The sequence below is a fragment of the Pseudomonas sp. CFBP 13719 genome (assembly GCF_014842095.1).
Lineage (GTDB): Bacteria > Pseudomonadota > Gammaproteobacteria > Pseudomonadales > Pseudomonadaceae > Aquipseudomonas.
In genome coordinates, this window is record NZ_JACYVB010000006.1 from 140,020 (window position 1) to 164,731 (window position 24,712).

The following is a 24,712-nucleotide window of genomic DNA, read 5'->3' on the forward strand; positions in this document are numbered from 1 at the left end:
GCCATCTATTGGTTAGGCTAGTACGTGATGCTACTCAAGAGCTGACGATTTATAACAATTCTTGAATATCACATCGCTATCATTGGAAGGAGTGGAGGCGAATTCAGTGGCGCGATATTAGTTTGCGCAACAAGTAAGGGTAGATAATCGATTCATCACTCATTGAAGCGCTTGCGCGATTTGCATGTTGCAGGTGCGCAGGCGAACGCTCCCTCACGCCCATCGTCCTGGCACATGAAGATCACCCCCTGAAGTGAGTGCGCTAGTTGCGAAGTGGCCCGGTGCTCGGTGTACAGTGGGCGGTACAAGAACTCACTCCAGGACCCTACCGTGACCCGCCCAGCCCCGCTGATCAGCGCCGACTTCGATAGCGGCAACATCGAAGCGATCGACCTACGCGACCCTCTCGACATCCAGCTGGCGATTCGTCCCGACCGGCAGAGCCCACACTTTCAGTGGTTTCACTTCAAGGCTGCCGAGCTGCAGGTCGGGCAACGCTACGAGTTCACGCTGCAGAACGCTGCGCAGTCTTCCTATAACAATGCCTGGCACGGTTACCACGCGGTGGCATCCTGCGATCAACAGACCTGGTTCCGCGTGCCCAGTACGTTCGACGGCCAGGCACTGCGTTTCGGTCTGCAAGCCCAGAACGGCGAGATGTGGTTCGCCTATTTCGAGCCCTACAGCCGGCAGCGGCACGACGCCCTGATCAATCGCGCGATCACCCAGGCGGGCCTGCAACTGCTGGCTGTCGGGCAAAGCTGCGAGGGGCGGGAAATACCGTTGCTGCGCAAGGGCGACGGCGCGCCGGGCAAGCGTCGGCTGTGGCTGATCGCCCAGCAGCATCCGGGCGAACACATGGCGCAGTGGTTCATGGAAGGCGTGATCGACCGCCTGCAGGCGAATGATCCGCAGATTCAGGCCCTGCTGGCGGTGGCCGATCTGTACCTGGTGCCGAACATGAATCCCGACGGCGCCTTCCATGGCCACCTGCGCACCAATGCCCGCGGCCGCGACCTGAACCGTGCTTGGCAGGACTCCAGCGCCGAGTACACCCCCGAGGTGTTCTTCGTGCAGCAGCAGATGGAGAAACACGGCGTCGACCTGTTCATCGACGCCCATGGCGATGAGGAAATCCCGTACGTGTTCACCGCGGCCTGCGAAGGCAATCCCGGCTATACGCCCCGTATCGCCCAGCTGGAACAGACCTTTCGCGACCTGCTGTGCGCCCGTACCCCTGATTTCCAGGCAGTACACGGCTACACCCGCGACAAGCCGGGCGAGGCCAACATGACCCTGGCCTGCAACAGCGTCGGCGAGCGTTTCGACTGCCTGTCGCTGACCCTGGAGATGCCGTTCAAGGATCACGACGCGGCCCCGGATACCCTCACCGGCTGGAACGGCCAGCGCTCGGCGCGACTGGGCGGCGATGTGCTCAGCGTGCTGGCGCAGATGGCACCCAACCTGCGTTGACCCTCACGTTGCTCGAGGAGCGCCCCGATTGACCGCACCGCCGTCGCTGCTCGCCTTGTACAGGCGTCTGTTCAAACCTGAACGCAACGCCCAGCCCGGCGCCGCCACTGACCCCGCCGGTGACGCACTGCGCGCCTGGTTCGAGGAGCGCGCCCGGCAATCGGGCTATACGCTGGGCGCCGATCAGTCGCGGGTCATCGACAGCATGGCCGAGCGCATGCCCGCGCTGCTGCAGGGCACGCCGGCGAGTGGTCTGTACCTGTATGGGGCCGTGGGGCGCGGCAAGAGCTGGCTGCTCGACGGCCTGTTCCGCGCGGCCCCCGTGGATGAGAAACGCCGCCTGCATTTCCATGATTTCTTCGCGAGGCTGCATCAGGGCATGTTCCATCACGGCCAGGCCGATGATCCGCTGGCCAGCACCCTGGATGAACTGCTCGATAACTGCCGCCTGCTGTGTTTCGACGAATTCCACGTGCACGACATCGGCGACGCCATGCTGATCACGCGGCTGTTCAAGGCGCTGTTCGACCGCGGCATCCTCTTGGTGGTGACCTCCAACTACCCGCCGGAAGGCCTGCTGCCCAACCCGCTCTATCACGAGCGCTTCCTGCCCGTCATCCAATTGATCAACGCGCGCATGCAAGTGCTCGAAGTCGGCGGCGCCACCGACTACCGCAGCCTGGCCCAGTCAGGTGCACAGCAGTGTTTCACCCGCGGTCACTATGTATGGCCGGGCACGGCGGCACAGCGTGCGCTGCTGCAACTGCCGCCCGCCGACCTGGCACCGCTGGCGTTCACCGTGGGACACCGCCAGCTGCGTGCCCGCCATATCTCAGGCGAGCGCATCCATTTCAACTTCGCCGACCTGTGCGAGGAGCCGACGGCCGTCATCGATTACCTGGCTCTGTGCAGGCGTTTCGACTACTGGAGCATCGACCATCTGCCGCTGCTGGACGACTGTTCGACCGCGGTTCAGCAGCGCTTCATCAACCTCATCGACGTGCTGTACGACCAGGACAAGACGCTGATACTGGTCAGCGAGCGGCCCCTGGCCGAGAGCCTGGCAGGGTCGGTCATCGACCTGATGCGCACACGCAGTCGATTGGGACAGCTGATCATGCTGGGCGAGCCATCGAGCCGGTAGATCTTGCTCGCCCTAACGCGCGGCGAGCACCTGAGCGATTTCCTCCAGTATCGCCGGGTCATCGATGGTCGAAGGTGCGACGAACACCTCCTGCGCTGCGATCTTGCGCAGCACCGCCCGCAGGATCTTCCCCGAACGCGTCTTGGGCAGGCGCTTGACCACCAGCACCCGTTGCAGGCATGCCAGCGCCCCGATGGATTCGCGTACCTGAGCCACCAACTGTGCCTGCAGCACGGCCGGACTTACCGTACTGCCGTCCTTGAGCACCACCAGCGCCAGTGGTACCTCGCCCTTGATCTCATCGCTGACGCCGATGACGGCGCATTCCGCCACGTCGGCATGTCGGGCGACCAGGTCCTCCATTTCCCCGGTCGACAGCCGATGGCCCGAGACGTTTATGACATCATCGGTGCGCCCCATGATGTGGACATAGCCGTCGGCATCCAGATAGCCACCGTCGCCGGTGTGGTAATAGCCGGGGTAGCGTTCCAGGTAGCTTTGCAGGTAGCGCGGGTGATCGCCCCACAGCGTCTGGCTGCAACCGGGGGGCAACGGCAGCGCGATGACGATGGCGCCTTGCTCGCCCGGCGCCAGCAGCTCGCCATGTTCGTCCAGTACCTGTACGTGATAGCCCGGCACCGCCCGATTGCTCGAACCAACCCGCACTGCCGAGCCTTCCAGGCCCATGCAGGGAGCGGTCACCGGCCAACCCGTCTCGGTCTGCCACCAGTGATCGTGAACCGGCTTGCCGGTCTGTGCCTCGAGCCAGCGATGGGTGCTGGAATCGAGCTTCTCGCCGGCCAGGAACAGCTGCCGCAGCGAACTCAGATCGTAACCGCGCAGCAGCAACCCCTCAGGGTCTTCCTTGCGAATGGCACGCATTGCGGTGGGCGCGCAGAACAGCGCGTTGACACCGTACTGCTCGACCACGCGCCAATAGCTGCCGGCATCCGGCGTGCGAATGGGCTTGCCCTCGTAGAGCACGCTGGTGCAGCCGCACATCAGCGGCCCATAGACGATCAGCGAGTGACCGACCACCCAGCCGACATCGGAAATCCCCCACCACACATCGCCTGCGCGCATGCCGTAGATCGCGCCCATGGCGAAGGTCAGGGCCACCGCGTTACCACCGGTTTCGCGCACGATGCCCTTGGGTTTGCCGGTGGTGCCGGAGGTGTACATCACGTACAGCGGATCGGTGCTGGCCATGTCCACGGCCGCTGCGGGCGCCGCGTCGGCCAACTGTGCCTGCCAGTCCAGGTCGCGGCCCTCCAGCAGTGTGGCCAAAGCCTGCGGACGTTGCAGCACCAGCACCTGTCCGGGAGCATGGCGAGCCAGGCCCATGGCCTTGTCGACCAGCGGCTTGTAGGCAATCACGCGGTCGAATTCCACCCCGCACGAAGCGGTGAGCAGCAGTTTGGGCCGGCAGTCGTCGATGCGCAGCGCCAGTTCATTGGCAGCAAAGCCACCGAATACCACCGAGTGCACCGCGCCGATCCGCGCGCAGGCCAGCATCGCCATCGCAGCCTCGGGCACCATCGGCATGTAGATCACCACGCCATCGCCCTTGGCCACCCCCAGGCGGGTGAGCACGCCTGCCAGCCGCGCCACCTGGTCGAGCAGCTGCTGATAGGTGAAGCGTTGCTGTACGCCGGTCACCGGCGAGTCGTAGATCAGCGCTGTCTGTGCACCTCGACCCAGCGCGACTTGCCGGTCCAGGCACAGATAGCTGGTATTGAGACGGCCATCGGCAAACCAGCGATGGGTGCCGTCGGGCCGTACGTCGAGCACCTGCTGCGGAGGGTGCGACCAGGCGACCGCGCGGGCCTGTTCTGCCCAGAAACCGGCAGGGTCGGAAATGGAGCGTTCGTACGCTTGCTCATAGTTCATCGGTAGCCAACCCTGGATTGTTGTTATTGAAGGGCGAGCGTTGAGTATGGCTGGGGTTGGCCGAGCTGCCAGCCGACCAAGGTCGAACGTCGAACGTGGCGTGGCGCGCACGAACCGCTATGATGGCCACCGCGATTTCCCTGATGACGGTTGTCCCATGAATACCCTCGAGCTGCTCGAAGCCGGCCATTTGGCTGGCGCCACCCGCCTGGACCTGGCCTGCGGCCTGACCGAATTTCCCCAGGCCATCTTCACCCTGGCCGACAGCCTGGAGGTGCTCAACCTCAGCGGCAACGCCCTGACCCGGCTGCCCGATGACCTGCACCGGCTGCACAAGCTCAAGGTGCTGTTCTGCTCGGACAATCCATTCACCGAGTTGCCTGCCTGCATCGGTCGCTGCCCGCAGTTGAGCATGGTCGGCTTCAAGGCCAACCGGATCGAACACGTACCTGCGCAGGCGTTGCCGCCACAGCTGCGCTGGCTGATTCTCACCGACAACCGCATCGAGCGTTTGCCAGACGCGCTGGGTGACTGCCTGCACCTGCAGAAACTGATGCTCTCGGGCAACCGTCTGGAAACCTTGCCCGAGCGCCTGGCACAACTGGAAAACCTCGAGCTGCTGCGGCTGTCGGCAAACCGCCTGTCGGCCCTGCCCGACTGGCTGCTGCGCCTGCCACGGCTGGCCTGGCTGGCGTATGCCGGCAACCCCATGAGCGACGCCTTCACTACTCCCCACAGCGAGGGCACGCGCGGGCACATCGCCTGGAGCGACCTGCGCCTGGACGAGCGACTGGGTGAAGGGGCTTCGGGCATTATCTATCGAGCACACCTGGACGGCGGGCAGCCGGTGGCGGTGAAGCTGTACAAGGGCGCGATGACCAGCGATGGCTCGCCGGTCAACGAGATGAACGCGTGCATGGCCGCAGGCGAGCATCCGCAGTTGATCGAGGTGCTGGGACGCTTGAGCGGGCATCCCGACGGCACTGCGGGGCTGGTCATGGCGCTGATCGATCAGTCGTTCGCCAACCTCGCGGGTCCGCCCAGCCTGGCTTCCTGTACGCGCGACATCTACCCTGCCGAGCTGACCTTCGATCGCAGCGCCCTGATGCGCCTGCTGCGGGGCATGGCAGGGGTCGGCGCGCATCTGCACGCACGCGGTATCAACCACGGGGATTTCTACGCCCACAATGTGCTGTGGCGCGACAGTGGCGAGTGCCTGTTCGGCGATTTCGGCGGAGCCTCGTTCTACCCCGGCGACGGTGGCGAGGTATCGCAAGCGCTGGAGCGGATCGAGGTCCGCGCGTTCGGCTTGCTGTTCGAGGAGCTGCTGACCCGTTGCACTGAAGCCGACGACGGCCTGTGGGCGCTGCAACGCGAGTGCGTCCAGCCCCAGGTGCTGGCCCGCCCCAGCTTCGCAGAAATCACCCAGCGCCTGGGTACCTGAGGTATCCCCGACGCACCGCAGCGAGCCCGGACGCGGCTCGCGCCGCTGCTACACGGGCGGCGCCAACCCGGAACACGGCGCACACACAACCCCTGTAGCAGCGGCGCAAGCCGCGTCGGCGGCCTGCGTAATCTGCCGGACGCACCGCGGCGAATCTTGACGCGGCTTGCGCTGCTGCTACACGGGCGGCGACAACCCGGAACATCGCGTGCATACAAACCCTGTAGCAGCGGCGCAAGCCGCGTCGGCGGTTTCTACAATCCAGCTGTCACAGCGCGATGTACCCGGACGCGGCTACGGATCAGCCGGCGAGGCCGACGTAGACGTTCTGTACGTCGTCGTTGCCGTCGATGGAATCGAGGAAATCTTCCACTTCGGCCAGCTGCGCGGCGTCATCCAGCGTCACCGGGTTTTTCGGCACGTAGCCGATCTTCGCCGACACAACGGTGAAACCCCGCTCCGGCAGTGCCTTGCACACCGCGTCCAGGTCGGTGGTTTCGGTCAGGAACAGGAACGCGCCCTCTTCGCCCTCCTCTACATCCTGGGCACCGGCATCGATGGCCGCCTCTTCGGCATCGACGTCGGCCGAATCAGGCGTTGCTTCGATCATGCCGTAGTGATGGAAATCCCAGGAGACCGAACCCTCCGCGCCCAGCGTGCCCTTGCGAAACAGCACGCGAATCTGCGAAACGGTGCGGTTGACGTTATCGGTCAGGCACTCGACGATGACCGGCACCTGGTGCGGGGCGAAGCCTTCATACTTGACCAATGTGTAGTTGACCGCATCGGCACCCACGCCGGAGCCCTTCTTGATGGCGCGCTCCAGTGTCTCACGGGTCATAGAGGCTTTCTTCGCCTGCTCGATCACCAACCGCAGGCGAGCGTTGGTGTCCGGGTCGGCACCGGAACGCGCCGCGATCGAAATTTCCTTGGACAGCTTGCCAAAGATCCGCCCCTTGGCGTTGGCTGCTGCTTCGCGATGTTTAACTTTCCACTGTGCGCCCATTTACCCGCTCTCTTGTTCGCTCGACCCATGCGCAGGCGACTGCTGCCCGCGCGTTGCGGCGCAGTTTACCTGCCCATCGCGAGCGCATCGACCAAAATTCTCCGGGGGCAACATCAACCCACGCGGCCCACCCACTGGCCGAAACCGTCGATGAAACCCTGCAGGAACGGCCGGCTCTTCTCCACCACCTGACCGTTCTCGTCGAACAGCCCACCGGCGTGGCCCAGGTACGCTTCGGGCTGCTGCATCATTGCCACGTCGAGGAACACCATGCACTGACGCAGGTGCTGGTTGGCGCCAAAGCCGCCCACCGCACCGGGCGAGACGCTGATAACCGCGCCCGGCTTGCCGGTGAAGTGGCTTTGACCGTAAGGGCGCGACCCAACGTCGATCGCGTTTTTCAGCGGTGCGGGTACCGAGCGGTTGTACTCGGGCGTGACGAACAGCAGCGCATCGGCTTCGCCCAACGCCTGGCGAAAGGTGGTATAAGCAGCGGGTGGGGTGACATCGATGTCTTCGTTGTAGAGCGGCAAATCGCCGATCTCCACGATTTTCAACGTCAGGTTGTCAGGTGCCATGGCCTGCAGCGCCAGAGCCACCTTGCGGTTGATCGACTCTTTTCTGAGGCTGCCGACCAGTACCGCAACCGAATAGACCTTGCTCATGCCTGTACCCCTGTGATGAATGAACCGAGGGCTAGTTATAGATGACTTGGCCCGGTTTGTCCGCCATCGGTCAGGCGCTCGCACTATTTTTTCTCGCTGGCAAAACTACCTGAATAAACAGGGGTCTACAGTGCCAGCGAGATACACGCAAAATTCTTCAGAGGTTGGAACTAAAATGGCGGTAGTCCTGGTTGGGCAATTTCATGCACGCGATGCGGAAGGTCGTATCTATCCGGTGCATGAGTTTCAGGAGTCGACCCCGGCGGTCGAAGGCAGTGCGCCGACCCGTACCTACAAGCTGGCCATCGGCGATCGAGTCAACCACTTGGGCGACGACCGTTTCCAACTGGTACAGAGCGGCGTGGAAATCATCCGAATCCCTTGACAGTCCGTGCACCCATTCACGCTGACACGCCCCCCAGGTTGTTAGCCGGCAGGGAACGCGCATGAGACTGCGCCATATCGAAATCATCCAGGCGCTCTGCCAGACCGGCGAACTCAAGAGCGCTGCGCAAATGCTCGACCTTCCCGTGCAGACCCTCGAACAGAACTTGCAGGACGCCGAGCGAAAGCTGGGCTTCCTGCTGTTTGCGCGGGCCCGTGGGAGGTTCCAGCCGACCCCGGAAACCCTGCGCATGCAGGCTGCCATCGCCAACGTGCAAACTCAGGCGGACCGCCTGCAACGCCTGGCCGACAGCCTGCGCGAGCATCAGGATCCCGGACTGCACGTGGTGTGCACAGCGTCCCTGGCCCACCAGTTGCTGCCGCAGAGCATCGCTGCCCTGCGCCGACGCTTTCGTGAAACCCCGTGCACGCTGGGTGTGCAGAATACCGATGCCATGGTGCGCAGCCTGTTGCTGCAGCAGACCGACGTCGGCCTGAGCCTGCACAGTCCCAAGCACGCGTCCATTACCAGCCAGGTGCTGGCCGAAGGCAAACTGCAGTTGCTCGCCCCTCAAGGCTGGCTCTCCCCCAAGCATCGCTACATCGCACTGCATGAACTGGCGGGACAGGCAATGATCGGTCTGGAGGGGGAAGACCCGCTAAGCCTGGTGCTGGAACACAAGCTTCAAGCGCTGAATCCGCCCCCACGCATCCAGACTCGCGTGCAGACCTACCAGATGATGCGCAGCATGGTCGAGGCCGGCGAAGGGCTGGCCATCGTCGATCCTTTTACCGCAGCGGGTGCGCGTGCCCAGGGGCTGGATACGTGTCCGCTGTCACCCGCCGTGCCGGTCACTCTCTATGCTCTTACGCGCAGTGAGGCATCGGTTTGCGCGGCGGAAAAGACCCTGCTCGAAATCATCGCGCACAACGCGCAGGCGTTGCTCTCACCCGTCCGCGAATAACGTGTACCAGAACAGCGCCGTTTCGTGGCTGGCCGCATCGATGGCCTGGTAGCGCAAGTAGTCGATCCCACCCAGCCTGAAACCGCACCGTTCGTACAGCCGGCACGCTGGCAGGTTGTTGTTCTGGGTTTCCAGCATGATGCCTGGCAAACCCTGCTTGATTGCCCAGAAACGCACCACGTCGAGCAGCGCCCCGGCCACGCCCTGCCCGCGCGCCACCGCATCGACCGCCAGCTCGTCGACATAGGCCAGGTTGTTCCAGTGCCGGCTGACCACCACGTGACCGACTGCCCGCTCGCCAAGCCAGGCCATGAAGATGGCACCGCCGGCATTGGGTTGGCGATAGCGGGCGAACTCGGCAGGGTCTATGCCGTAGTCCTTGCGATAGACACGCACCGTCCTGAGCGGCCATTGGGCGACTGGCTGGTTGAACACGGGGGATACATAGCCACAGACCTGGGCACTGAAATCGGCGCCCAGCACGTAGTCGTCGAAACGCTCATCAGCCAGGCGAATGCACGGCTGGCTATCGGTCAAGCCACTGGCCGGGCCGTTCGCAGGCGACACAGCGGGCTACGCGCCCAACTGCGTCCAGAGCGCATCGGCCCCGGCAGCTTTGGCGATAACCTGCAGACGTGCCAGGTGCTCGTCGAGCTCGGCCTGGCTGGCGCGGATGATCGCCGTGGGCCGGCGATCCGCCGGCAGTCGGCGGATCTCGCTGCCCTGCTTGCCGCCGCCATCGCCATCGCTGGCGTTGCCTGCCAGCGAGAGGCTGGTCTGGCCACCGGTCATGGCCAGGTAGACGTCCGCAAGAATCTCGGAGTCGAGCAACGCGCCGTGCAGCTCACGCCCGGAGTTGTCGATGCCATAGCGCTTACACAGCGCATCGAGGCTGTTGCGTTGCCCCGGATGGCGCTCGCGGGCCATCGCCAGGCTGTCGATCACCGTGCAGTACTCGGCAATGTTTGCCCGCTCGGGCATGCCGGCGATCTTGAATTCGTTGTTCAGGAAGCCCACGTCGAAGGTCGCGTTGTGCGCGATGATCTGCGCGCCCTGGATGAACTCGTAGAGTTCGTCGGCGACCTCGGCGAAGCGCGGCTTGCCCACCAGAAACTCGTCGGTGATGCCGTGGACACCAATGGCGCCCTCGTCACTGGGCCGGTCCGGCTGTACATAGACGTGAAAATTGCGCCCGGTCAAACGCCGCCCCATCAGTTCGACGCAGCCGATCTCGATCACCCTATGGCCATCGGTGACCGGCATACCAGTGGTTTCGGTGTCGAATACTACGGAACGAACGGCCATGGGCAGAAAACTCTCGAGCAGGGTGAGCGAAGATCAAGGTGGAGCGATGGGCTGCAGGCCCGAAGGGCATGAACGGCAACCGGTGAAACTCTAGCACAGCGCAGCAGGGGCTCCTATCCGGTTGCCTGACGACCGGGCCGCCTACGCCTGACGCATGCCGCGCACTTCATCGACCCCACGGTTGGCCAGGTCGTCGGCGCGCTCATTGCCCGCATGGCCGTTGTGCCCGCGTACCCACTGCCACTTGACCTGATGGCGATTGACCTGCTCATCGAGCTGCTGCCAGAGGTCGGCATTCTTCACCGGCTGCTTGGCAGCGGTTTTCCAGCCGCGCTTTTTCCAGTTGACCATCCACTCGTTGATGCCCTTCATCACATACTCGGAGTCGGTCACCAGCAGCACGTCGCAGCCGCGCTTGAGTTCCTGCAGCCCGCGAATGGCTGCGGTCAGCTCCATGCGGTTGTTGGTGGTGGTGCTTTCGCCGCCCCACAACTCTTTCTCTACACCCTTGCACACCAGCAATGCACCCCAGCCGCCGGGGCCAGGGTTGCCCTTGCAGGCGCCGTCGGTGAAGATTTCCACAGTGTCACTCATCAGGCTTTTCCATCGATGTTCGAATTGTCTCGGTTGACCTTGGCCATCGGCAGCGGCAGCAGCTTGCCCATCGGCTCGCGGCGTTGCTGCACCAATGGCCGCAGGCCCACCACCATCTTGCGCGCAACCAATATATAGAAGCCGGCACCGCCGCTCTGCCACTTGCCGGCGACGCGTTCGAGGCCGGCCAGGCGCGCCTGCCAGCGGGGCGAGGCAAGCGGCGGACGATAACACCCGAACCGGCGTTTCTCCAGCCCGAAGCCCAGCAGGTTCAGCCAGTCGGCCACTCGCGAGGCGGAGAAGCAGCGCGCCTGGTGCAGCCCGTCCTTGGCGAACACCCGGCGCGCGCCCCAGGCGCTCCACGGATTGATGCCGACGATCAACAGGTGCCCACCCGGTCGCACCGCGCTGGCCGCCTCGCGCAGCAGGCCGTGGGGCGACAGGCTGAAATCCAGCCCGTGCTGCAACACCACGACGTCGGCGGCGTGTTCGCCCAGCGGCCAGGCCTGCTCTTCGCACACGATCTCGACGCCTGGAAAGGGAGCGCCCATGCGCACGTTGCGGTGGATTTGCCCAGCCACCGGCGGTGGCTCGGCGCTGGGGCCGTAATGCACCAGATAGCCGCCGAAGAAGCGCGCCAGCTCCTCTTCGAGCAAGCGCTGTTCTTCGCGCAGCAGCAACTGGCCGTGCGGCCCGGCGAACCATTCGCGGGCCTGGCCGATCAGGGCCAGCCACTGTGGGTCGGCCTGGGCAAAGGCGGTATCGGTCATGACGATCTCCCACACTGAGGTTCACCTAATGCCGACGGGGCACTAAGATGGACCATTAATCGAAATCAAGCGAACCGAGCCATGATACAGATTCACGCGCTGAACGCTTTCTCCGACAACTACATCTGGTTGTTACAAGACACTGCGGCGCGCCAGTGCGCAGTCGTGGATCCGGGCGACGCCGGGCCGGTCGAGCGGTGGCTCGACGCCCATCCCGACATGCGCCTGACCGATATCCTGGTCACCCATCACCACAACGATCACGTCGGCGGCGTTCAGGCGCTCAAGCGGCGCACCGGCGCGCAGGTCAGCGGGCCTGCCGGGGAATCGATCCCGGCGCGCGACCGCGCCCTGCGCGAAGGTGACAGCCTGGACGTGCTGGGCCTGCACCTGCAGGTCCACGACGTGCCGGGGCACACCGCGGGGCACATCGCGTTCTACCACCTGAGCGACACGCAGCCCCTGCTGTTCCCCGGCGACACGTTGTTCGCCGCCGGCTGCGGGCGATTGTTCGAAGGCACCGCGCAGCAGATGCACGCATCGCTTTCGCGCCTGGCCGTACTGCCCGATGACACCCTGGTCTACAGCGCTCACGAATACACCCTGAGCAACCTGAAATTCGCCAGCGCGGTAGAACCCGGCAATCCGGACATTGCCAAGCGGCTGGAGGAAGTCACCGCGATGCGCCAGCGCGATGCGATCACCCTGCCCACCTCGATCGGCCTGGAAAAGCGCACGAACCCGTTTCTGCGGGCCGCTGAAACATCCGTTAAACAAAAAGCAGACGAACGGGCCGGAACCTCCCACAGCACGGCGCAGGCGGTGTTCGCAACCTTGCGTAGTTGGAAAGATAAGTTCTGAAGAGCCCTGATTTGTGTCGGAAATTTCTCAAAGGTTGACCGACCTTCGGTCACTTTCTAGAATCGCCCGACATTTTCGCGCGGAACTATCCTCCAGCCAATGTCGTCATCCATACGTAAAACCATCAAGTCCGACGCATTGACGCGACTGGCCCAGGCGATCGCGGTCACGCTGTGCGCCGGCCTGGCCGGCTGCCAGAGCACCGCGAGCGTGTCCTCGGGCGCCGCCCCGGACGCCCGTTCCCATGCCCTGACCGCACACGTGCGGCCCAAGCCGATTTTCGTCAACCAGAGCCAGCCCAAGAAAGCTCCCCAGGACGTGTGGGAGCGTATTCGCGACGGTTTCCAGCTGCAGGACAGCATTGCCATGAACCCGCGCGTCGAGCAGCAGCGCCTGTGGTTCGTCAGCAACCCATCGTTCCTGGAAAGCGCCAGCGGTCGCGGCAGCCTGTACATGCACTACATCGTCGAGCGCCTGGAAGAACGCGACATGCCCCTGGAGCTGGCGCTGCTGCCGGTCATCGAAAGCGCCTTCAACCCGATGGCCTATTCGCGCTCGGATGCCTCCGGGCTGTGGCAGTTCATTCCGTCCACCGGTCGCTACTTCAACCTGCGCCAGACCAACTTCTACGACGGCCGTCGCGATGTCACCGCCTCCACCGGTGCGGCGCTGGACTACCTGAGCAAGCTGCACGAGATGTTCAACGGCGACTGGCTGCTGGCCCTGGCGGCCTACAACGCCGGCGAAGGCACGGTCAGCCGCGCCATGGAGCGCAACGAAAAGCTCGGCCTGCCGACTGACTACTGGAACCTGCCATTGCCGCAGGAGACTCGTGACTACGTGCCCAAGCTGCTCGCCCTGGCCGAACTGGTGCAGTCGCCCCAGGCCTACGGCGTGAATCTGAACCCGATCGCCAACCAACCGTACTTCGACGTGGTGGAGGTCAACCAGCGCGTCGACCTGTCCCGCGTCGCGGCGCTGGCCGGCATCGACGAAGACGAGATGTTCCAGCTCAATCCGGCATTCAAGAAGCGCGTCACCATGGAGCCGACCCAGCACCTGCTGGTGCCCACGGCCAAGGCGCAGTTGCTGACCGCCAGCCTGTCGAACATGAAGCCCGAAGAACTGCTGACCCTGGCACCTGCCCAGCGCGTCTTCGACGAAGTGGCGGTGGTGCAGCCCAGCCGGCCCAAGTCGTACACCGTGCGCCGCGGCGACAACCTGGCGTCCATCGCCAAGGCCAACAAGGTCGACACCCGCGATCTGCAGCGCTGGAACCGCATGACCGGCAAGAATCTCAAGGCTGGCCAGACGCTGGTCATGCAGGCCGAGACCCCAGCCAAGGGCCGCGTACTGGCCAAGGCCGGCTCGGCCGCCAGCGATGCGCAGAAGACCACCACCTACAAGGTGCGCAAGGGCGACTCGCTGTACCTGGTCGCCAAGCGCTTCAACGTCGAGATGCAGCACCTCAAGCGCTGGAATCCGCGCAGCGGCCATGCGCTCAAGCCCGGCCAGACCCTCACGGTCTACCTGAACCGCCGCTAAGTGCGCGCGGACTTGGGACGCTCCCCGTAAGGAGCGTTCCAAGGCCAGCTGAACGCCATCATCACTCTTCTTCCTGTTGAGACAAACTGTTACTGTAAGCGCAACAAAGTCATTGCCGACCGGTTCGGATTCATGAATTGATGCGTCCCCTTCCCTTCCGCCTGCTGGCCTGCCTGCTGGGCCTTGCGTTGAGCACCTGTGCCAACGCGACGATTACCCAAAGCCACGGCTATGCGCAATTCGGAACGCTCAAATACCCGGCACGCTTCAGCCACTTCGATTGGGTCAACGCCGATGCGCCCAAAGGTGGCACGTTGCGGACGATGGCCTTCGGTACGTTCGACACGCTCAACCCCTATACCTTCAAGGGCACCAGCCCGGTCCAGACCGCGAACTTCCTGCAGTACGGCATCAACGAGCTGAACGAGCCGTTGATGGTGGGCACCGGCCAGTACGCGCCTTCGGGAGACGAGCCCACCTCCAGTTACGGGCTTATTGCCCAATCGGTGGAATACAACGAAAGCCGCAGCTGGGTGGTGTTCAATCTCAGGCCGCAGGCGCGGTTCAACGACGGCCACCCGATCACCAGCGCCGACGTGGCGTTCTCGTACCGTACGTTGCTGACCCAGGGCCATCCGATGTACCGCACCAACCTGCAGGAAGTGCTGCGGGTCGATGTGCTGAGCCCGACTCGCATCCGCTTCGTGTTCAAGCGCTCTGGCAATCCGCTGCTGATCCTGCGCTTGGGCGAGTTGCCGATCCTGCCCAAGCACTACTGGCAGGGTCGGGACTTCCAGGCGACCACCTTCGAGGCGCCGGTGACCAGCGGCCCCTATCGCATCAAGCAGGTAGTACCGGGCAGAAGGCTGGTCCTGGAGCGAGATCGGAACTGGTGGGGCAAGGACCTGCCGGTCAATCGCGGCAAGTACAACTTCGATCGCATGGAGGTAGAGTTCTACCGGGACAGCGACGTGGCCTTCGAAGCGTTCAAGGCCGGCGAGTTCGACATCTACATCGAGCACCAGGCGAAGAACTGGACCAATGGCTACGACTTCCCTGCAGTGCGCCGGGGCGAGGTGGTCAAGGCGCAGATTCCTCATCGAATCCCGACGCAAACCCAGGGCCTGTTCTTCAATACCCGCCGCCCGGCCTACAGCGACCCCCGCGTGCGCGAAGCACTGGGGTTGTTGCTGGATTTCGAGTGGACCAACCGCGCGCTGTTCAGCGGCGCGTATCGACGCACCGAAAGCTATTACCCCAACAGCGAATTCGCCGCCACCGGCCTGCCCAGCGGCAAGGAACGCCTACTGCTGTCGGCGTACAAAAACGCACTGAGCCCGGCCCTCTTTCTGGAAGCGCCGAGCATGCCCGGTACCGACGGCAACGGCATTCCTCGCGCCACCTTGCGCCAGGCCCTGCAACTGCTCGGCGATGCAGGCTGGACGCTGCAGGGCGACCGCCTGCGTAATGCCGCAGGCCAGCCGTTTCGCCTGGAAATCCTGCTGGTCAATTCCAATCTCGAGCGCATCCTGGGCCCCTATGTCACCAACCTGGCCAGTATCGGCGTGCAGGCCAACCTGCGCAGCGTCGATCGCGCGCAATACAAACAGCGCCTGGACCAGTTCGATTTCGACATGATCTCGCTGACCCTGCCGCAGACCCTGAGCCCGGGCCTGGAGCAATGGCAGTACTTTCACTCCAGCCAGGCCGCTGTGCGCGGCAGCAAGAACTATGCAGGCATTGCCAACCCAGTGGTCGATCGCCTGCTCGAGCAACTGCTCGGCGCCCAGAGCCGTGACGACCAGGTAGCCGCCGCCAGGGCACTGGACCGCGTGCTGCTGTCGCAGCACTACATGGTGGCCAACTGGTACCTGGACTACCACCGCCTGGCGTACCGCAGCCGGTTGGCGTTCGTCACCACACCGCCGTACACCCTGGGCCTGAGCGCCTGGTGGGTCAAGCCTACGGAGAAGAGTCAATGATGCCATTACCTGCCTTGGCCAGAGCCCTCGGCGCATTCGCGCTGAGCCTTGCGGCCAGCCTGGCGCAGGCCGCGCCCCAACATGCCCTCACCCTGTACGACGAAGCACCGAAATACCCGGCCGACTTCCAGCACTACGACTACGTCAACCCTGACGCGCCCAAGGGCGGCACCTTTCGCCAGAAAGGCGTAGGCAGCTTCGACAGCCTCAACCCCTTCATCAGCAAGGGCGTGCCTGCCGACGACATGGACCTGAACTACGATACCCTGGCGCGGCAAAGCCTGGACGAGCCGTTTACCGAGTATGGCCTGGTTGCCGGACGCATCGAGAAAGCCCCGGACAACAGTTGGGTGCGCTTCTACCTGCGCCCCGAAGCGCGTTTCCACGATGGCCAGCCGATGCACGCCGAAGACGTCGTGTTCAGTTTCCAGACCCTGATCCAGAACGGCTCGCCGCTGTATCGCAGCTACTACGCCGACGTCGCCGAAGTGGTCGCCGAAGACCCGCAACGGGTGCTGTTCAAGTTCAAGCACAGCAACAATCGCGAGCTGCCGCTGATCCTCGGTCAACTACCGGTACTGCCTAAGCACTTCTGGGAAGGCCGCGATTTCACCAAGGGCAGCCTGGACATTCCGCTGGGCAGCGGGCCTTACCGGGTGGCCGAGGTCAAGGCCGGTCGCTCGATACGTTACGAGCGGGTCAAGGACTATTGGGCACGCGACCTGCCGATTAACCGCGGGATGTTCAACTTCGACGTGCTCGACATCCAGTATTACCGCGACAGCACCGTGGCCCTGGAGGCCGGCAAGGCCGGACAATTCGACTTCTGGCTCGAAAGCAGCGCGAAGAACTGGGCCACCGCCTACGACATTCCCGCCGTCCGCGAAAAGCGCCTGATCCGCGAGGAGATACCCAACGGCAACCCGACCGGCATGCAGGGCTTCGTGTTCAACCTGCGCAAGCCGCTGTTCCAGGACGTGCGCGTGCGCGAGGCCCTGTCGCTGGTGTTCGATTTCGAATGGACCAACAAGCAGCTGTTCAACGGCGCCTACACGCGCACCGACAGCTATTTCGAAAACTCCGACATGGCCGCCTCGGGCCTACCAACCCCGGCCGAACTGAAAATCCTCGAACCACTGCGCGGGCAGATTCCCGAGCGGATCTTCGACACGCCGTTCAGCAATCCGGTCACCGACGCCAGCGGCATGCTGCGCGAGCAGCAGCGTCGCGCCTATAAACTGCTGCAGGAAGCGGGTTGGCGCATCGTCGACGACAAGATGGTCGATGCCCAGGGCACGCCGGTGAAGATCGAGTTCCTGCTGACCCAGGCCGATTTCGACCGGGTCCTGCTGCCCTACAAGCGCAATCTGGCGGACCTCGGGATCGAACTGGTGATCCGCCGCGTCGACGTCTCCCAGTACATCACCCGCATTCGCTCACGCGACTTCGACATGATGGTCGGCAGTTTCCCCCAGTCCACTTCGCCCGGTAACGAGCAGCGCGAGTTCTGGGCCTCGTCCAGTGCCGACAAGCCTGGCAGCCGCAACTACATCGGGCTCAAGGATCCAGCCATCGACAGCCTGGTGGAGAGCTTGATCAACGCCACCTCGCGCCAGGACCTGGTCGATCACGCCCGCGCGCTGGACCGCGTCCTGGTCTGGGGCCACTACGTGGTCCCCAACTGGCACATCAAGACCTGGCGCGTGGCGTACTGGAACCACATCGGCCACCCTGCCGTCCCACCACGCTACGACGTCGGTCTGCAGACCTGGTGGAGCAAGCCCCACGCCACGCCGGCGGTTACGCCCACGCCTTCCGAGACGCCCTGACATGCTGGCCTATACCCTGCGCCGACTGCTGCTCATCATCCCTACCCTGCTGGGCATCCTGATCATCAACTTCGCCATCATCCAGGCCGCGCCCGGGGGGCCGGTGGAACAGATGATCGCCAAGCTCGAAGGCTTCGACGGCGCCACCAGCCGTATCGCCGGCGGTGGCGCCGAAGTGGCGGTCGCCGGTTCCAGCTACCGCGGCGCACAGGGCCTGGACCCGGCGCTGGTGAAGGAAATCGAGAAGATGTACGGCTTCGACAAGCCAGCCCCCGAGCGCTTGTGGATCATGATCAAGAACTATGCCCAGCTGGATTTCGGTACCAGCTTCTTCCGCGATGCCAAGGTCATCGACCTGATCGTGGAAAAGATGCCGGTGTCGATTTCGCTGGGCTTGTGGAGCACCTTGATCATGTACCTGGTGTCGATCCCCCTGGGTATCGCCAAGGCCACCCGCCACGGCAGCCATTTCGACGTCTGGACCAGCTCGGCGATCATCATCGGCTACGCCATTCCGGCCTTCCTGTTCGCCATCCTGCTGATCGTGGTGTTCGCCGGCGGTAGCTACCTGGACTGGTTCCCGCTGCGCGGCCTGACTTCCAACAACTTCGAGGAGCTGAGCTGGGGCGGCAAGGTGCTGGACTACTTCTGGCACCTGGTGCTGCCCGTCGGCGCACTGGTGATCGGCCACTTCGCCACCATGACGCTGCTGACCAAGAACAGTTTCCTCGATGAAATCGGCAAGCAATACGTGGTCACCGCCAAGGCCAAAGGCCTGAGCAATCGGCGCGTGCTGTACGGCCACGTGTTCCGCAACGCCATGCTGCTGGTGATCGCCGGTTTTCCCTCGGCCTTCATCGGCATCTTCTTCACCGGCTCGCTGCTGGTCGAGGTGATCTTCTCCCTCGACGGACTGGGACTGATGAGCTTCGAGGCGGCGATCAACCGCGATTACCCGGTGGTGTTCGGCACCTTGTTCATCTTTACCTTGTTGGGGCTGGTGGTGAAATTGATCGGCGACCTTACCTATACCCTGGTCGATCCACGCATCGACTTCGGCCATCGGGAGCATTGAGATGAACCTGTCTCCCCTCAATCGACGCCGCTTCGAGCGCTTCAAGGCCAACAAGCGTGGCTGGTGGTCGCTGTGGCTGTTTCTGCTGCTGTTCGGCCTGAGCTTGGGCGCCGAACTGATCGCCAACGACAAACCACTCGCGGTGCGCTACGACGGCGAGTGGTACTTCCCCGCCTTCAAGCGCTACCCGGAAACGACGTTCGGCGGCGAGTTTCCCCTGGAAGCCAACTACAAGAGTCCCTACCTGCGCGAACTGCTGGCGGCCAAAGACAGCTGGACCTTGTGGGCGCCAATCCCGTTCAGCTATCAGAGCATCAACTACGACCTCAAAGTGCCAGCACCGGCGCCGCCTTCCGCGCAGAACTGGCTGGGCACCGACGATCAGGGGCGCGACGTGCTCGCGCGCGTCATCTACGGCTTCCGCATTTCGGTCCTGTTCGCCCTGACGCTGACCATCGCCAGTTCGATCATCGGCGTCATCGCCGGTGCGCTGCAGGGTTTCTATGGCGGCTGGGTGGACTTGGCTGGTCAACGCTTCCTGGAGATCTGGTCCGGTCTGCCGGTGCTGTACCTGCTGATCATCCTGGCCAGCTTCGTGCAGCCCAATTTCTGGTGGCTGCTGGGCATCATGCTGCTGTTTTCCTGGATGAGCCTGGTGGACGTGGTGCGCGCCGAATTCCTGCGTGGCCGCAACCTGGAATACGTGCGTGCGGCCCGCGCGCTGGGCATGCAGAACGGCGCGATCATGTTCCGCCACATCCTGCCCAACGCCATGGTGTCGACCATGACCTTCATGCCGTTCATCCTGACGGGCGCGATCGGCACCCTGACCGCCCTGGATTTTCTCGGCTTCGGCCTGCCTGCCGGTTCGCCATCGCTGGGCGAACTGGTCGCCCAGGGCAAGTCCAACCTGCAGGCCCCCTGGCTGGGTATCAGTGCCTTTACCGTGCTGGCGCTGATGCTCAGCCTGCTGGTGTTCATCGGCGAATCAGCCCGTGACGCCTTCGACCCGAGGAAATGACATGAGCCAGGACAATCTGATCGAGGTCCGCGACCTGGCCGTCGAGTTCGTCGCCGGCGAAAGTCGGCAACGCGTGGTCGAACACATCAGCTTCGATATCCGCCGTGGCGAAACCCTCGCGCTGGTGGGCGAAAGCGGCTCGGGCAAGTCGGTGACTGCGCACTCCATCCTGCGCCTGCTGCCCTATCCACTCGCCCAGCACCCCAGCGGCACCATCGTCTACAACGGCCGCGACTTGCTCACGCTGCCGGAAAAGCAGCTCAGGCACATCCGTGGCAACCGCATCGCGATGATCTTCCAGGAGCCGATGAGCTCGCTCAATCCGCTGCACAACATCGGTAAGCAGATCGGTGAAGTGCTGGCCCTGCACAAAGGGCTTACCGGGGCCGCCGCTGCCCGGCGCACCCTGGAGTTGCTCGAACTGGTCGGCATCGGCGAGCCGCACAAGCGCCTCAAGGCCTTGCCCCACGAGTTGTCCGGCGGCCAGCGTCAACGCGTGATGATCGCCATGGCGCTGGCCAACGAGCCTGAACTGCTGATTGCCGACGAGCCCACCACCGCACTCGACGTCACCGTGCAGCTGAAGATTCTCGAACTGCTCAAGGACCTGCAGGCGCGACTGGGCATGGCCCTGCTGCTGATCAGCCATGACCTGAACCTGGTGAAGCGAATTGCGCACCGGGTATGTGTCATGCAGCGCGGTCGCATCGTCGAACAGGCTACGTGCGAAGAATTGTTTCGAGCGCCCCAGCATCCGTATACCCAGGTTCTGCTGGGCGCCGAACCCAGTGGCGAACCGGCGGCGACACGCGTTGGCGAACCAATGCTGTCGGTCGACGACCTGCGCGTCTGGTTCCCCATCAAGAAGGGCTTGCTGGGTCGTACCGTGGATCACGTCAAGGCGGTCGATGGCATCCAGTTCACCCTACCCCGTGGGCAGACCCTGGGTATCGTCGGCGAAAGCGGCTCGGGCAAGTCCACGCTGGGCCTGGCGATCATGCGTTTGATCGCCAGCCGTGGCTCGATCCAGTTCCAGGGCACCGCACTGGACGGCTTGGCCCAGCAGCAGGTACGACCGCTGCGCAAGCAGATGCAGGTGGTCTTCCAGGACCCGTTCGGTAGCCTCAGCCCACGCATGAGCGTAAGCCAGATCGTCGGCGAAGGCCTGCGAATACACAAGATCGGCAACGAAGCCGAGCAGGAACAGGCTATCATTGCCGCGCTCGAGGAGGTTGGGCTGGACCCGCAGACCCGCCATCGTTACCCTCACGAGTTCTCCGGCGGGCAACGGCAACGTATCGCCATTGCCCGGGCCTTGGTTTTGAAACCGGCGTTGATCCTGCTGGACGAGCCCACATCGGCGCTCGACCGCACCGTTCAACGCCAGGTAGTGGAGCTGTTGCGTTCACTGCAACTGAAATACAACCTGACCTATTTGTTTATCAGCCACGACCTGGCGGTAGTCAAAGCCTTGAGCCACCAACTGATGGTGATCCGGCACGGTCAGGTCGTCGAACAAGGGGCGGCGCGGGCTATCTTTGCCGCGCCGCAGCACCCTTATACACAGCAGCTGTTGGAAGCAGCCTTCTTGGCCCCAACGGCTGTCGATTAACCTGAAGAGGAACAACACATGGGTTTTCTCGCCGGTAAGCGCGTCCTGATCGTCGGTGTCGCCAGCAAACTGTCCATCGCATCCGGCATCGCTGCCGCCATGCATCGCGAGGGTGCTGAACTTGCCTTCACCTACCAGAACGAAAAGCTCAAGGGCCGCGTCGAAGAATTCGCCGCCGGCTGGGGCTCCAGCGCCGATCTGTGCTTCCCTTGCGACGTGGCCAGCGATGCTGAAATCGCTTCGGTCTTCGAAGCCCTGAGCAAAAAATGGGACGGCCTGGACGTGATCGTTCACTCCGTCGGCTTCGCCCCTGGCGACCAGCTCGATGGCGACTTCACCCAAGCCACCACCCGCGAAGGCTTCCGCATCGCCCACGATATCAGCGCCTACAGCTTCGTGGCGCTGGCCAAGGCCGGTCGCGACATGATGAAAGGCCGCAATGGCAGCCTGCTGACCCTGTCGTACCTGGGCGCCGAGCGCACCATGCCCAACTACAACGTCATGGGCATGGCCAAGGCTTCGCTGGAAGCCGGCGTGCGCTACCTGGCCGGTTCCCTGGGCCCGGAAGGCACTCGCGTCAACGCCGTATCGGCGGGTCCGATCCGTACCCTGGCAGCGTCGGGCATCAAGAACTTCCGCAAGATGCTCTCGGCCAACCAGGCGCAGACCCCTCTGCGCCGCAACGTCACCATCGACGAAGTCGGCAACGCCGGCGCGTTCCTGTGCTCCGACCTGGCGTCGGGCATCAGTGGCGAAATCATGTACGTGGACGGCGGTTTCAACACCACCGCCATGGGTGATATCGAAGAGTAAGTCGTCAGGCTGCACTCGATCGAAGAAGACGCCGCTCACCTCGAGCGGCGTTTTTTTACCTGAGATTCAGAAATCTCCGTAGGAGCGGTCTTCGGCCGCGAAAGAGATACCGTGGTTACCCTGACACACCGCAGCGCCCCTTCGCGGCCACAGACCGCTCCCACAGGTCCGCGTGAAGACCTGTGAGGTTCCAGGCTTTGTAGGAGCGGTCATCGGCCGCGAAAGGGATACCGTGATCACCCTGACACACCGCGGCGCCCCTTCGCGGCCACAGACCGCTCCCACAGGTCCGCGTGGAGACCTGTGAGGTTCCAGGCTTTGTGGGAGCGGTCATCGGCCGCGAAAGAGCGCCGCCGATGCCTGGACAAACAAAAGGCCGCTTGCGCGGCCTTTCGTTCATGCATCCATCACCTCAATACTTGGTGATGTCCGCCTTGGTTTCCAGCAACTTGCGGTACGCAGCGAAGTCCTGCTGCCCCATACGCGACGCCAGGAACCGGCGATACTGGGTCTTCTCTTCATCGCTCGGTGCTGCAGCTTCGTTCACGCCGTCCAGGCGCAGAATCACGAAGCTGCCATCCTTGAGCGACACACTCGTAAACTCTGGCTTCTCCTTGGCTTGCGGCTTGGGCATGCGGAACAGCGCCTGCAGCTCGGCCGGCTCGATGCCGTCCTGGCCGCGAGTGACCGCCTCCAGCACTTTCCACGACTGCCCATCCTGACGGGCAGCCAGCGGCACCTTGCCGTCACGCAGACCGGCCAGCAGTGCTTCGCCCTTGGCCTTCACCTGGGCTGCAGCGTGCTGCTTGGCCAGCTCTGTACGGATCGGCCCGGATACGGCTTCCAGCGGCAGCTGAGCAGGCTTGCGATGCTCCTTCACACGCACCACGACCATGGTTTCCGGATCCAGCTCGAGCGCGGCGCTGTTGGAACCTTCTTCCAGCACTTCCGGGCTGAATGCAGCCTGGACCACGGCGCGACTGGCAGTGACGCCCTGGCTGCCGCCGTCCCTGCCGAATGGCTCGGAGGTCTGCACCTTGAGTCCCAGCTCCTGAGCAGGCTGCCCGAGGTCGGAGGCTTCGAATGCCGAGTCTTCCAATTGCTTGGTGGCGGTCACGAAACGCTGCTCCACTTCCTGAGTCTTCAGGTCGCTGGTCAGCTTGGCCTTGAGGCTGGCAAACGTCGGTACGTCCGGCGCCTGCACGTCTTCAAGCTTGATCAGGTGCCAGCCGAAATCGGTGCGCACCGGCGCCGACACCTGGCCCTTGCTCAAGGCATTGAGCGCCGTTTCGAACGCCGGGTCGTACACGCCATTGCCGGCGAAGCCGAGATCGCCGCCATTGTTAGCCGAGCCTGGGTCCTGGGAGACTTCCTTGGCCAGCTTGGCAAAGTCCTCGCCCTTTTCCAGGCGCGCCTGGACTTCCTCGATCTTGGCCTTGGCCTGCGCGTCATCGAGCTTGTCGTTGACTTCGATCAGAATGTGCGCGGCACGGCGCTGTTCTGACAGGTTGGCGATCTCTTTCTGGTAGGCGTCCTGGAGATCCTCGTCCTTCACGTTGATCTGGTCGAAGAACGAAGACTTCTTCAGTTCGACATAGTCGATGACCACCTGATCGGGGCTCATGAACTCCTTGGCGTGTTCGTCGTAGTGCGCCTTGATCTCCTCGTTGGTGACCTTGGTCGCCGACGGGTCAGCCTTGAAGGTCAACGAAGCGAAATCGCGGGTCTGCTTCTCGAGACGGGCGAAGGCGGCAACCTGCTCGTCGGTCACGAAGCTGCTGCCTGCCAGGCCGGCACGCAGCTGGCTGATGAGCATCTCTTCGGAGAGCATCTGGCGGAACTGCAAGCGACCATAGCCCATCTGGCGGATGACCTGGTCGAAACGTTCGGCGCTGAACTTGCCGTCGACCTGGAATTCAGGTGTCTGCAGCATGATCTGGTCGAGCGCGCCCTCGGAGAAGGCGAACTTGGCGTCATGGGCGCCTTGCAGCAGCAACTTGCGGTCGATCAGACCCTTGAGGGCCGCTTCGCGCAGCATCTTGTCGTCGAGCAGGGCCGGATCGAAATCCTTGCCCAGCTGTTGCATCAGCTGGCGACGTTGCATCTCGGTGGCCTGGCTGAGTTCGTTCAAGGTGATCTCGTCACCGTTGACCTTTGCAGCGTCCTGGCTATGGCTGGCGGCCTGGAAGATCGCGTCGAAACCGGTAAGCGCCATCAATACGATGATCAAACCGATGATGGTCTTGGCAATCCAGCCCTGGGAGTTATCCCTGATGTTCTGCAGCATGCATCCCCCGAAAACGGTCGTACAGATAGAGCGACCGCGGAGAGTAA

21 protein-coding genes are annotated in these 24,712 nt (G+C 63.4%); 13 read left to right on the plus strand and 8 right to left on the minus strand.

All coding sequences use genetic code 11. The features are described from left to right. The first annotated feature begins 330 nt into the window (after positions 1-330). Complete coding sequence (locus tag IFT57_RS18790) at positions 331-1,473, plus strand: M14-type cytosolic carboxypeptidase (protein ID WP_192152291.1); 1,143 nt, start codon at positions 331-333, stop codon at positions 1,471-1,473. A gap of 28 nt (positions 1,474-1,501) precedes the next feature. After that, a complete protein-coding gene (gene zapE / locus IFT57_RS18795; protein WP_446731212.1) occupies positions 1,502-2,617 on the plus strand; it encodes a cell division protein ZapE in 1,116 nt (371 codons plus the stop codon). A 12-nt stretch (positions 2,618-2,629) separates the two neighbouring features. On the opposite strand, the gene IFT57_RS18800 is transcribed toward zapE, so the two are convergent. Further along, positions 2,630-4,507, minus strand: a complete 1,878-nt coding sequence (locus IFT57_RS18800; RefSeq protein WP_192152293.1) for a propionyl-CoA synthetase — start codon at positions 4,505-4,507, stop codon at positions 2,630-2,632. A 157-nt stretch (positions 4,508-4,664) separates the two neighbouring features. Here IFT57_RS18800 and IFT57_RS18805 point away from each other — a divergent pair, with 157 nt between their 5' ends. Then, a complete protein-coding gene (locus IFT57_RS18805; RefSeq protein WP_192152294.1) occupies positions 4,665-5,951 on the plus strand; it encodes a leucine-rich repeat-containing protein kinase family protein in 1,287 nt (428 codons plus the stop codon). 301 nt (positions 5,952-6,252) lie between these two features. Here the strand turns inward: IFT57_RS18805 and IFT57_RS18810 are convergent, their stop codons facing one another. Continuing rightward, complete coding sequence (locus IFT57_RS18810) at positions 6,253-6,957, minus strand: YebC/PmpR family DNA-binding transcriptional regulator (protein ID WP_192152295.1); 705 nt, start codon at positions 6,955-6,957, stop codon at positions 6,253-6,255. Between the two features lie 113 nt (positions 6,958-7,070). After that, on the minus strand, positions 7,071-7,622 hold the full coding sequence (locus IFT57_RS18815; protein WP_122794859.1) for an NADPH-dependent FMN reductase: 552 nt from the start codon (positions 7,620-7,622) through the stop codon (positions 7,071-7,073). Positions 7,623-7,797: 175 nt separating this feature from the next. Between IFT57_RS18815 and IFT57_RS18820 the strand changes: the two genes are divergently transcribed. Both IFT57_RS18820 and IFT57_RS18825 read left to right on the plus strand, forming a co-directional pair. Next, the gene (locus IFT57_RS18820) at positions 7,798-8,007 is read left to right on the plus strand and encodes a hypothetical protein (protein ID WP_122713739.1); all 210 of its coding nucleotides are present in this window, start codon (positions 7,798-7,800) and stop codon (positions 8,005-8,007) included. A 61-nt stretch (positions 8,008-8,068) separates the two neighbouring features. Beyond that, positions 8,069-8,971: a LysR family transcriptional regulator gene (locus IFT57_RS18825; RefSeq protein WP_192053299.1), complete on the plus strand. Its 903-nt coding sequence runs from the start codon at positions 8,069-8,071 to the stop codon at positions 8,969-8,971. On the opposite strand, the gene IFT57_RS18830 is transcribed toward IFT57_RS18825, so the two are convergent. From IFT57_RS18830 to IFT57_RS18845, 4 genes are all read right to left on the minus strand, one after another. Continuing rightward, complete coding sequence (locus tag IFT57_RS18830) at positions 8,954-9,538, minus strand: GNAT family N-acetyltransferase (RefSeq protein WP_342030368.1); 585 nt, start codon at positions 9,536-9,538, stop codon at positions 8,954-8,956. The two genes, IFT57_RS18825 and IFT57_RS18830, sit on opposite strands and share 18 nt — an antisense overlap. A 6-nt stretch (positions 9,539-9,544) precedes the next feature. Then, on the minus strand, positions 9,545-10,276 hold the full coding sequence (dnaQ, locus tag IFT57_RS18835; protein WP_122713741.1) for a DNA polymerase III subunit epsilon: 732 nt from the start codon (positions 10,274-10,276) through the stop codon (positions 9,545-9,547). A 141-nt stretch (positions 10,277-10,417) separates the two neighbouring features. Then, positions 10,418-10,870, minus strand: coding sequence for a ribonuclease HI (gene rnhA, locus IFT57_RS18840; protein WP_122713742.1), 453 nt, complete (start codon positions 10,868-10,870; stop codon positions 10,418-10,420). Continuing rightward, positions 10,870-11,640: a class I SAM-dependent methyltransferase gene (locus IFT57_RS18845; RefSeq protein ID WP_122713743.1), complete on the minus strand. Its 771-nt coding sequence runs from the start codon at positions 11,638-11,640 to the stop codon at positions 10,870-10,872. The genes rnhA and IFT57_RS18845 overlap by 1 nt, the downstream gene beginning before the upstream one ends. 81 nt (positions 11,641-11,721) lie before the next feature. Here IFT57_RS18845 and gloB point away from each other — a divergent pair, with 81 nt between their 5' ends. The 8 genes from gloB (at position 11,722) to fabI (ending at position 22,378) form a co-directional block, all read left to right on the plus strand. Beyond that, on the plus strand, positions 11,722-12,501 hold the full coding sequence (gene gloB / locus IFT57_RS18850; protein WP_192152296.1) for a hydroxyacylglutathione hydrolase: 780 nt from the start codon (positions 11,722-11,724) through the stop codon (positions 12,499-12,501). A gap of 99 nt (positions 12,502-12,600) precedes the next feature. After that, positions 12,601-14,046, plus strand: coding sequence for a lytic transglycosylase domain-containing protein (locus IFT57_RS18855; protein ID WP_192152297.1), 1,446 nt, complete (start codon positions 12,601-12,603; stop codon positions 14,044-14,046). Positions 14,047-14,186: 140 nt separating this feature from the next. After that, positions 14,187-16,028 carry an extracellular solute-binding protein gene (locus tag IFT57_RS18860; RefSeq protein WP_192152298.1) on the plus strand — a complete coding sequence of 614 codons (1,842 nt, stop codon included), beginning with the start codon at positions 14,187-14,189 and terminating at the stop codon, positions 16,026-16,028. After that, positions 16,025-17,857, plus strand: a complete 1,833-nt coding sequence (locus IFT57_RS18865) for an extracellular solute-binding protein (RefSeq protein ID WP_192152299.1) — start codon at positions 16,025-16,027, stop codon at positions 17,855-17,857. The genes IFT57_RS18860 and IFT57_RS18865 overlap by 4 nt, the downstream gene beginning before the upstream one ends. A gap of 1 nt (position 17,858) precedes the next feature. Then, positions 17,859-18,932 carry a microcin C ABC transporter permease YejB gene (locus IFT57_RS18870; RefSeq protein WP_122713748.1) on the plus strand — a complete coding sequence of 358 codons (1,074 nt, stop codon included), beginning with the start codon at positions 17,859-17,861 and terminating at the stop codon, positions 18,930-18,932. 1 nt (position 18,933) lies between these two features. Then, on the plus strand, positions 18,934-19,953 hold the full coding sequence (locus tag IFT57_RS18875; RefSeq protein WP_122800216.1) for an ABC transporter permease: 1,020 nt from the start codon (positions 18,934-18,936) through the stop codon (positions 19,951-19,953). A gap of 1 nt (position 19,954) precedes the next feature. Continuing rightward, a complete protein-coding gene (locus IFT57_RS18880; RefSeq protein ID WP_192152300.1) occupies positions 19,955-21,565 on the plus strand; it encodes an ABC transporter ATP-binding protein in 1,611 nt (536 codons plus the stop codon). A gap of 18 nt (positions 21,566-21,583) precedes the next feature. Next, entirely contained in the window at positions 21,584-22,378 is a 795-nt protein-coding gene (fabI, locus tag IFT57_RS18885) for an enoyl-ACP reductase FabI (protein ID WP_122476006.1), read from the plus strand. 412 nt (positions 22,379-22,790) lie between these two features. Here fabI and IFT57_RS18890 read toward each other — a convergent pair whose 3' ends face one another. Further along, positions 22,791-24,665: a SurA N-terminal domain-containing protein gene (locus tag IFT57_RS18890; protein ID WP_192152301.1), complete on the minus strand. Its 1,875-nt coding sequence runs from the start codon at positions 24,663-24,665 to the stop codon at positions 22,791-22,793. Positions 24,666-24,712: the final 47 nt, after the last annotated feature.

Coding starts and splice junctions, on each gene's coding strand:
- IFT57_RS18890 (WP_192152301.1), bottom strand. CDS start 24,665: ATGCTGCAGAACATCAGGGATAACTCCCAGGGCTGGATTGCCAAGACC.
- IFT57_RS18845 (WP_122713743.1), bottom strand. CDS start 11,640: ATGACCGATACCGCCTTTGCCCAGGCCGACCCACAGTGGCTGGCCCTG.
- IFT57_RS18880 (WP_192152300.1), top strand. CDS start 19,955: ATGAGCCAGGACAATCTGATCGAGGTCCGCGACCTGGCCGTCGAGTTC.
- IFT57_RS18860 (WP_192152298.1), top strand. CDS start 14,187: ATGCGTCCCCTTCCCTTCCGCCTGCTGGCCTGCCTGCTGGGCCTTGCG.
- IFT57_RS18805 (WP_192152294.1), top strand. CDS start 4,665: ATGAATACCCTCGAGCTGCTCGAAGCCGGCCATTTGGCTGGCGCCACC.
- IFT57_RS18875 (WP_122800216.1), top strand. CDS start 18,934: ATGAACCTGTCTCCCCTCAATCGACGCCGCTTCGAGCGCTTCAAGGCC.
- dnaQ (WP_122713741.1), bottom strand. CDS start 10,276: ATGGCCGTTCGTTCCGTAGTATTCGACACCGAAACCACTGGTATGCCG.
- IFT57_RS18865 (WP_192152299.1), top strand. CDS start 16,025: ATGATGCCATTACCTGCCTTGGCCAGAGCCCTCGGCGCATTCGCGCTG.
- IFT57_RS18825 (WP_192053299.1), top strand. CDS start 8,069: ATGAGACTGCGCCATATCGAAATCATCCAGGCGCTCTGCCAGACCGGC.
- IFT57_RS18855 (WP_192152297.1), top strand. CDS start 12,601: ATGTCGTCATCCATACGTAAAACCATCAAGTCCGACGCATTGACGCGA.
- IFT57_RS18870 (WP_122713748.1), top strand. CDS start 17,859: ATGCTGGCCTATACCCTGCGCCGACTGCTGCTCATCATCCCTACCCTG.
- rnhA (WP_122713742.1), bottom strand. CDS start 10,870: ATGAGTGACACTGTGGAAATCTTCACCGACGGCGCCTGCAAGGGCAAC.
- IFT57_RS18810 (WP_192152295.1), bottom strand. CDS start 6,957: ATGGGCGCACAGTGGAAAGTTAAACATCGCGAAGCAGCAGCCAACGCC.
- gloB (WP_192152296.1), top strand. CDS start 11,722: ATGATACAGATTCACGCGCTGAACGCTTTCTCCGACAACTACATCTGG.
- IFT57_RS18800 (WP_192152293.1), bottom strand. CDS start 4,507: ATGAACTATGAGCAAGCGTACGAACGCTCCATTTCCGACCCTGCCGGT.
- IFT57_RS18820 (WP_122713739.1), top strand. CDS start 7,798: ATGGCGGTAGTCCTGGTTGGGCAATTTCATGCACGCGATGCGGAAGGT.
- IFT57_RS18815 (WP_122794859.1), bottom strand. CDS start 7,622: ATGAGCAAGGTCTATTCGGTTGCGGTACTGGTCGGCAGCCTCAGAAAA.
- fabI (WP_122476006.1), top strand. CDS start 21,584: ATGGGTTTTCTCGCCGGTAAGCGCGTCCTGATCGTCGGTGTCGCCAGC.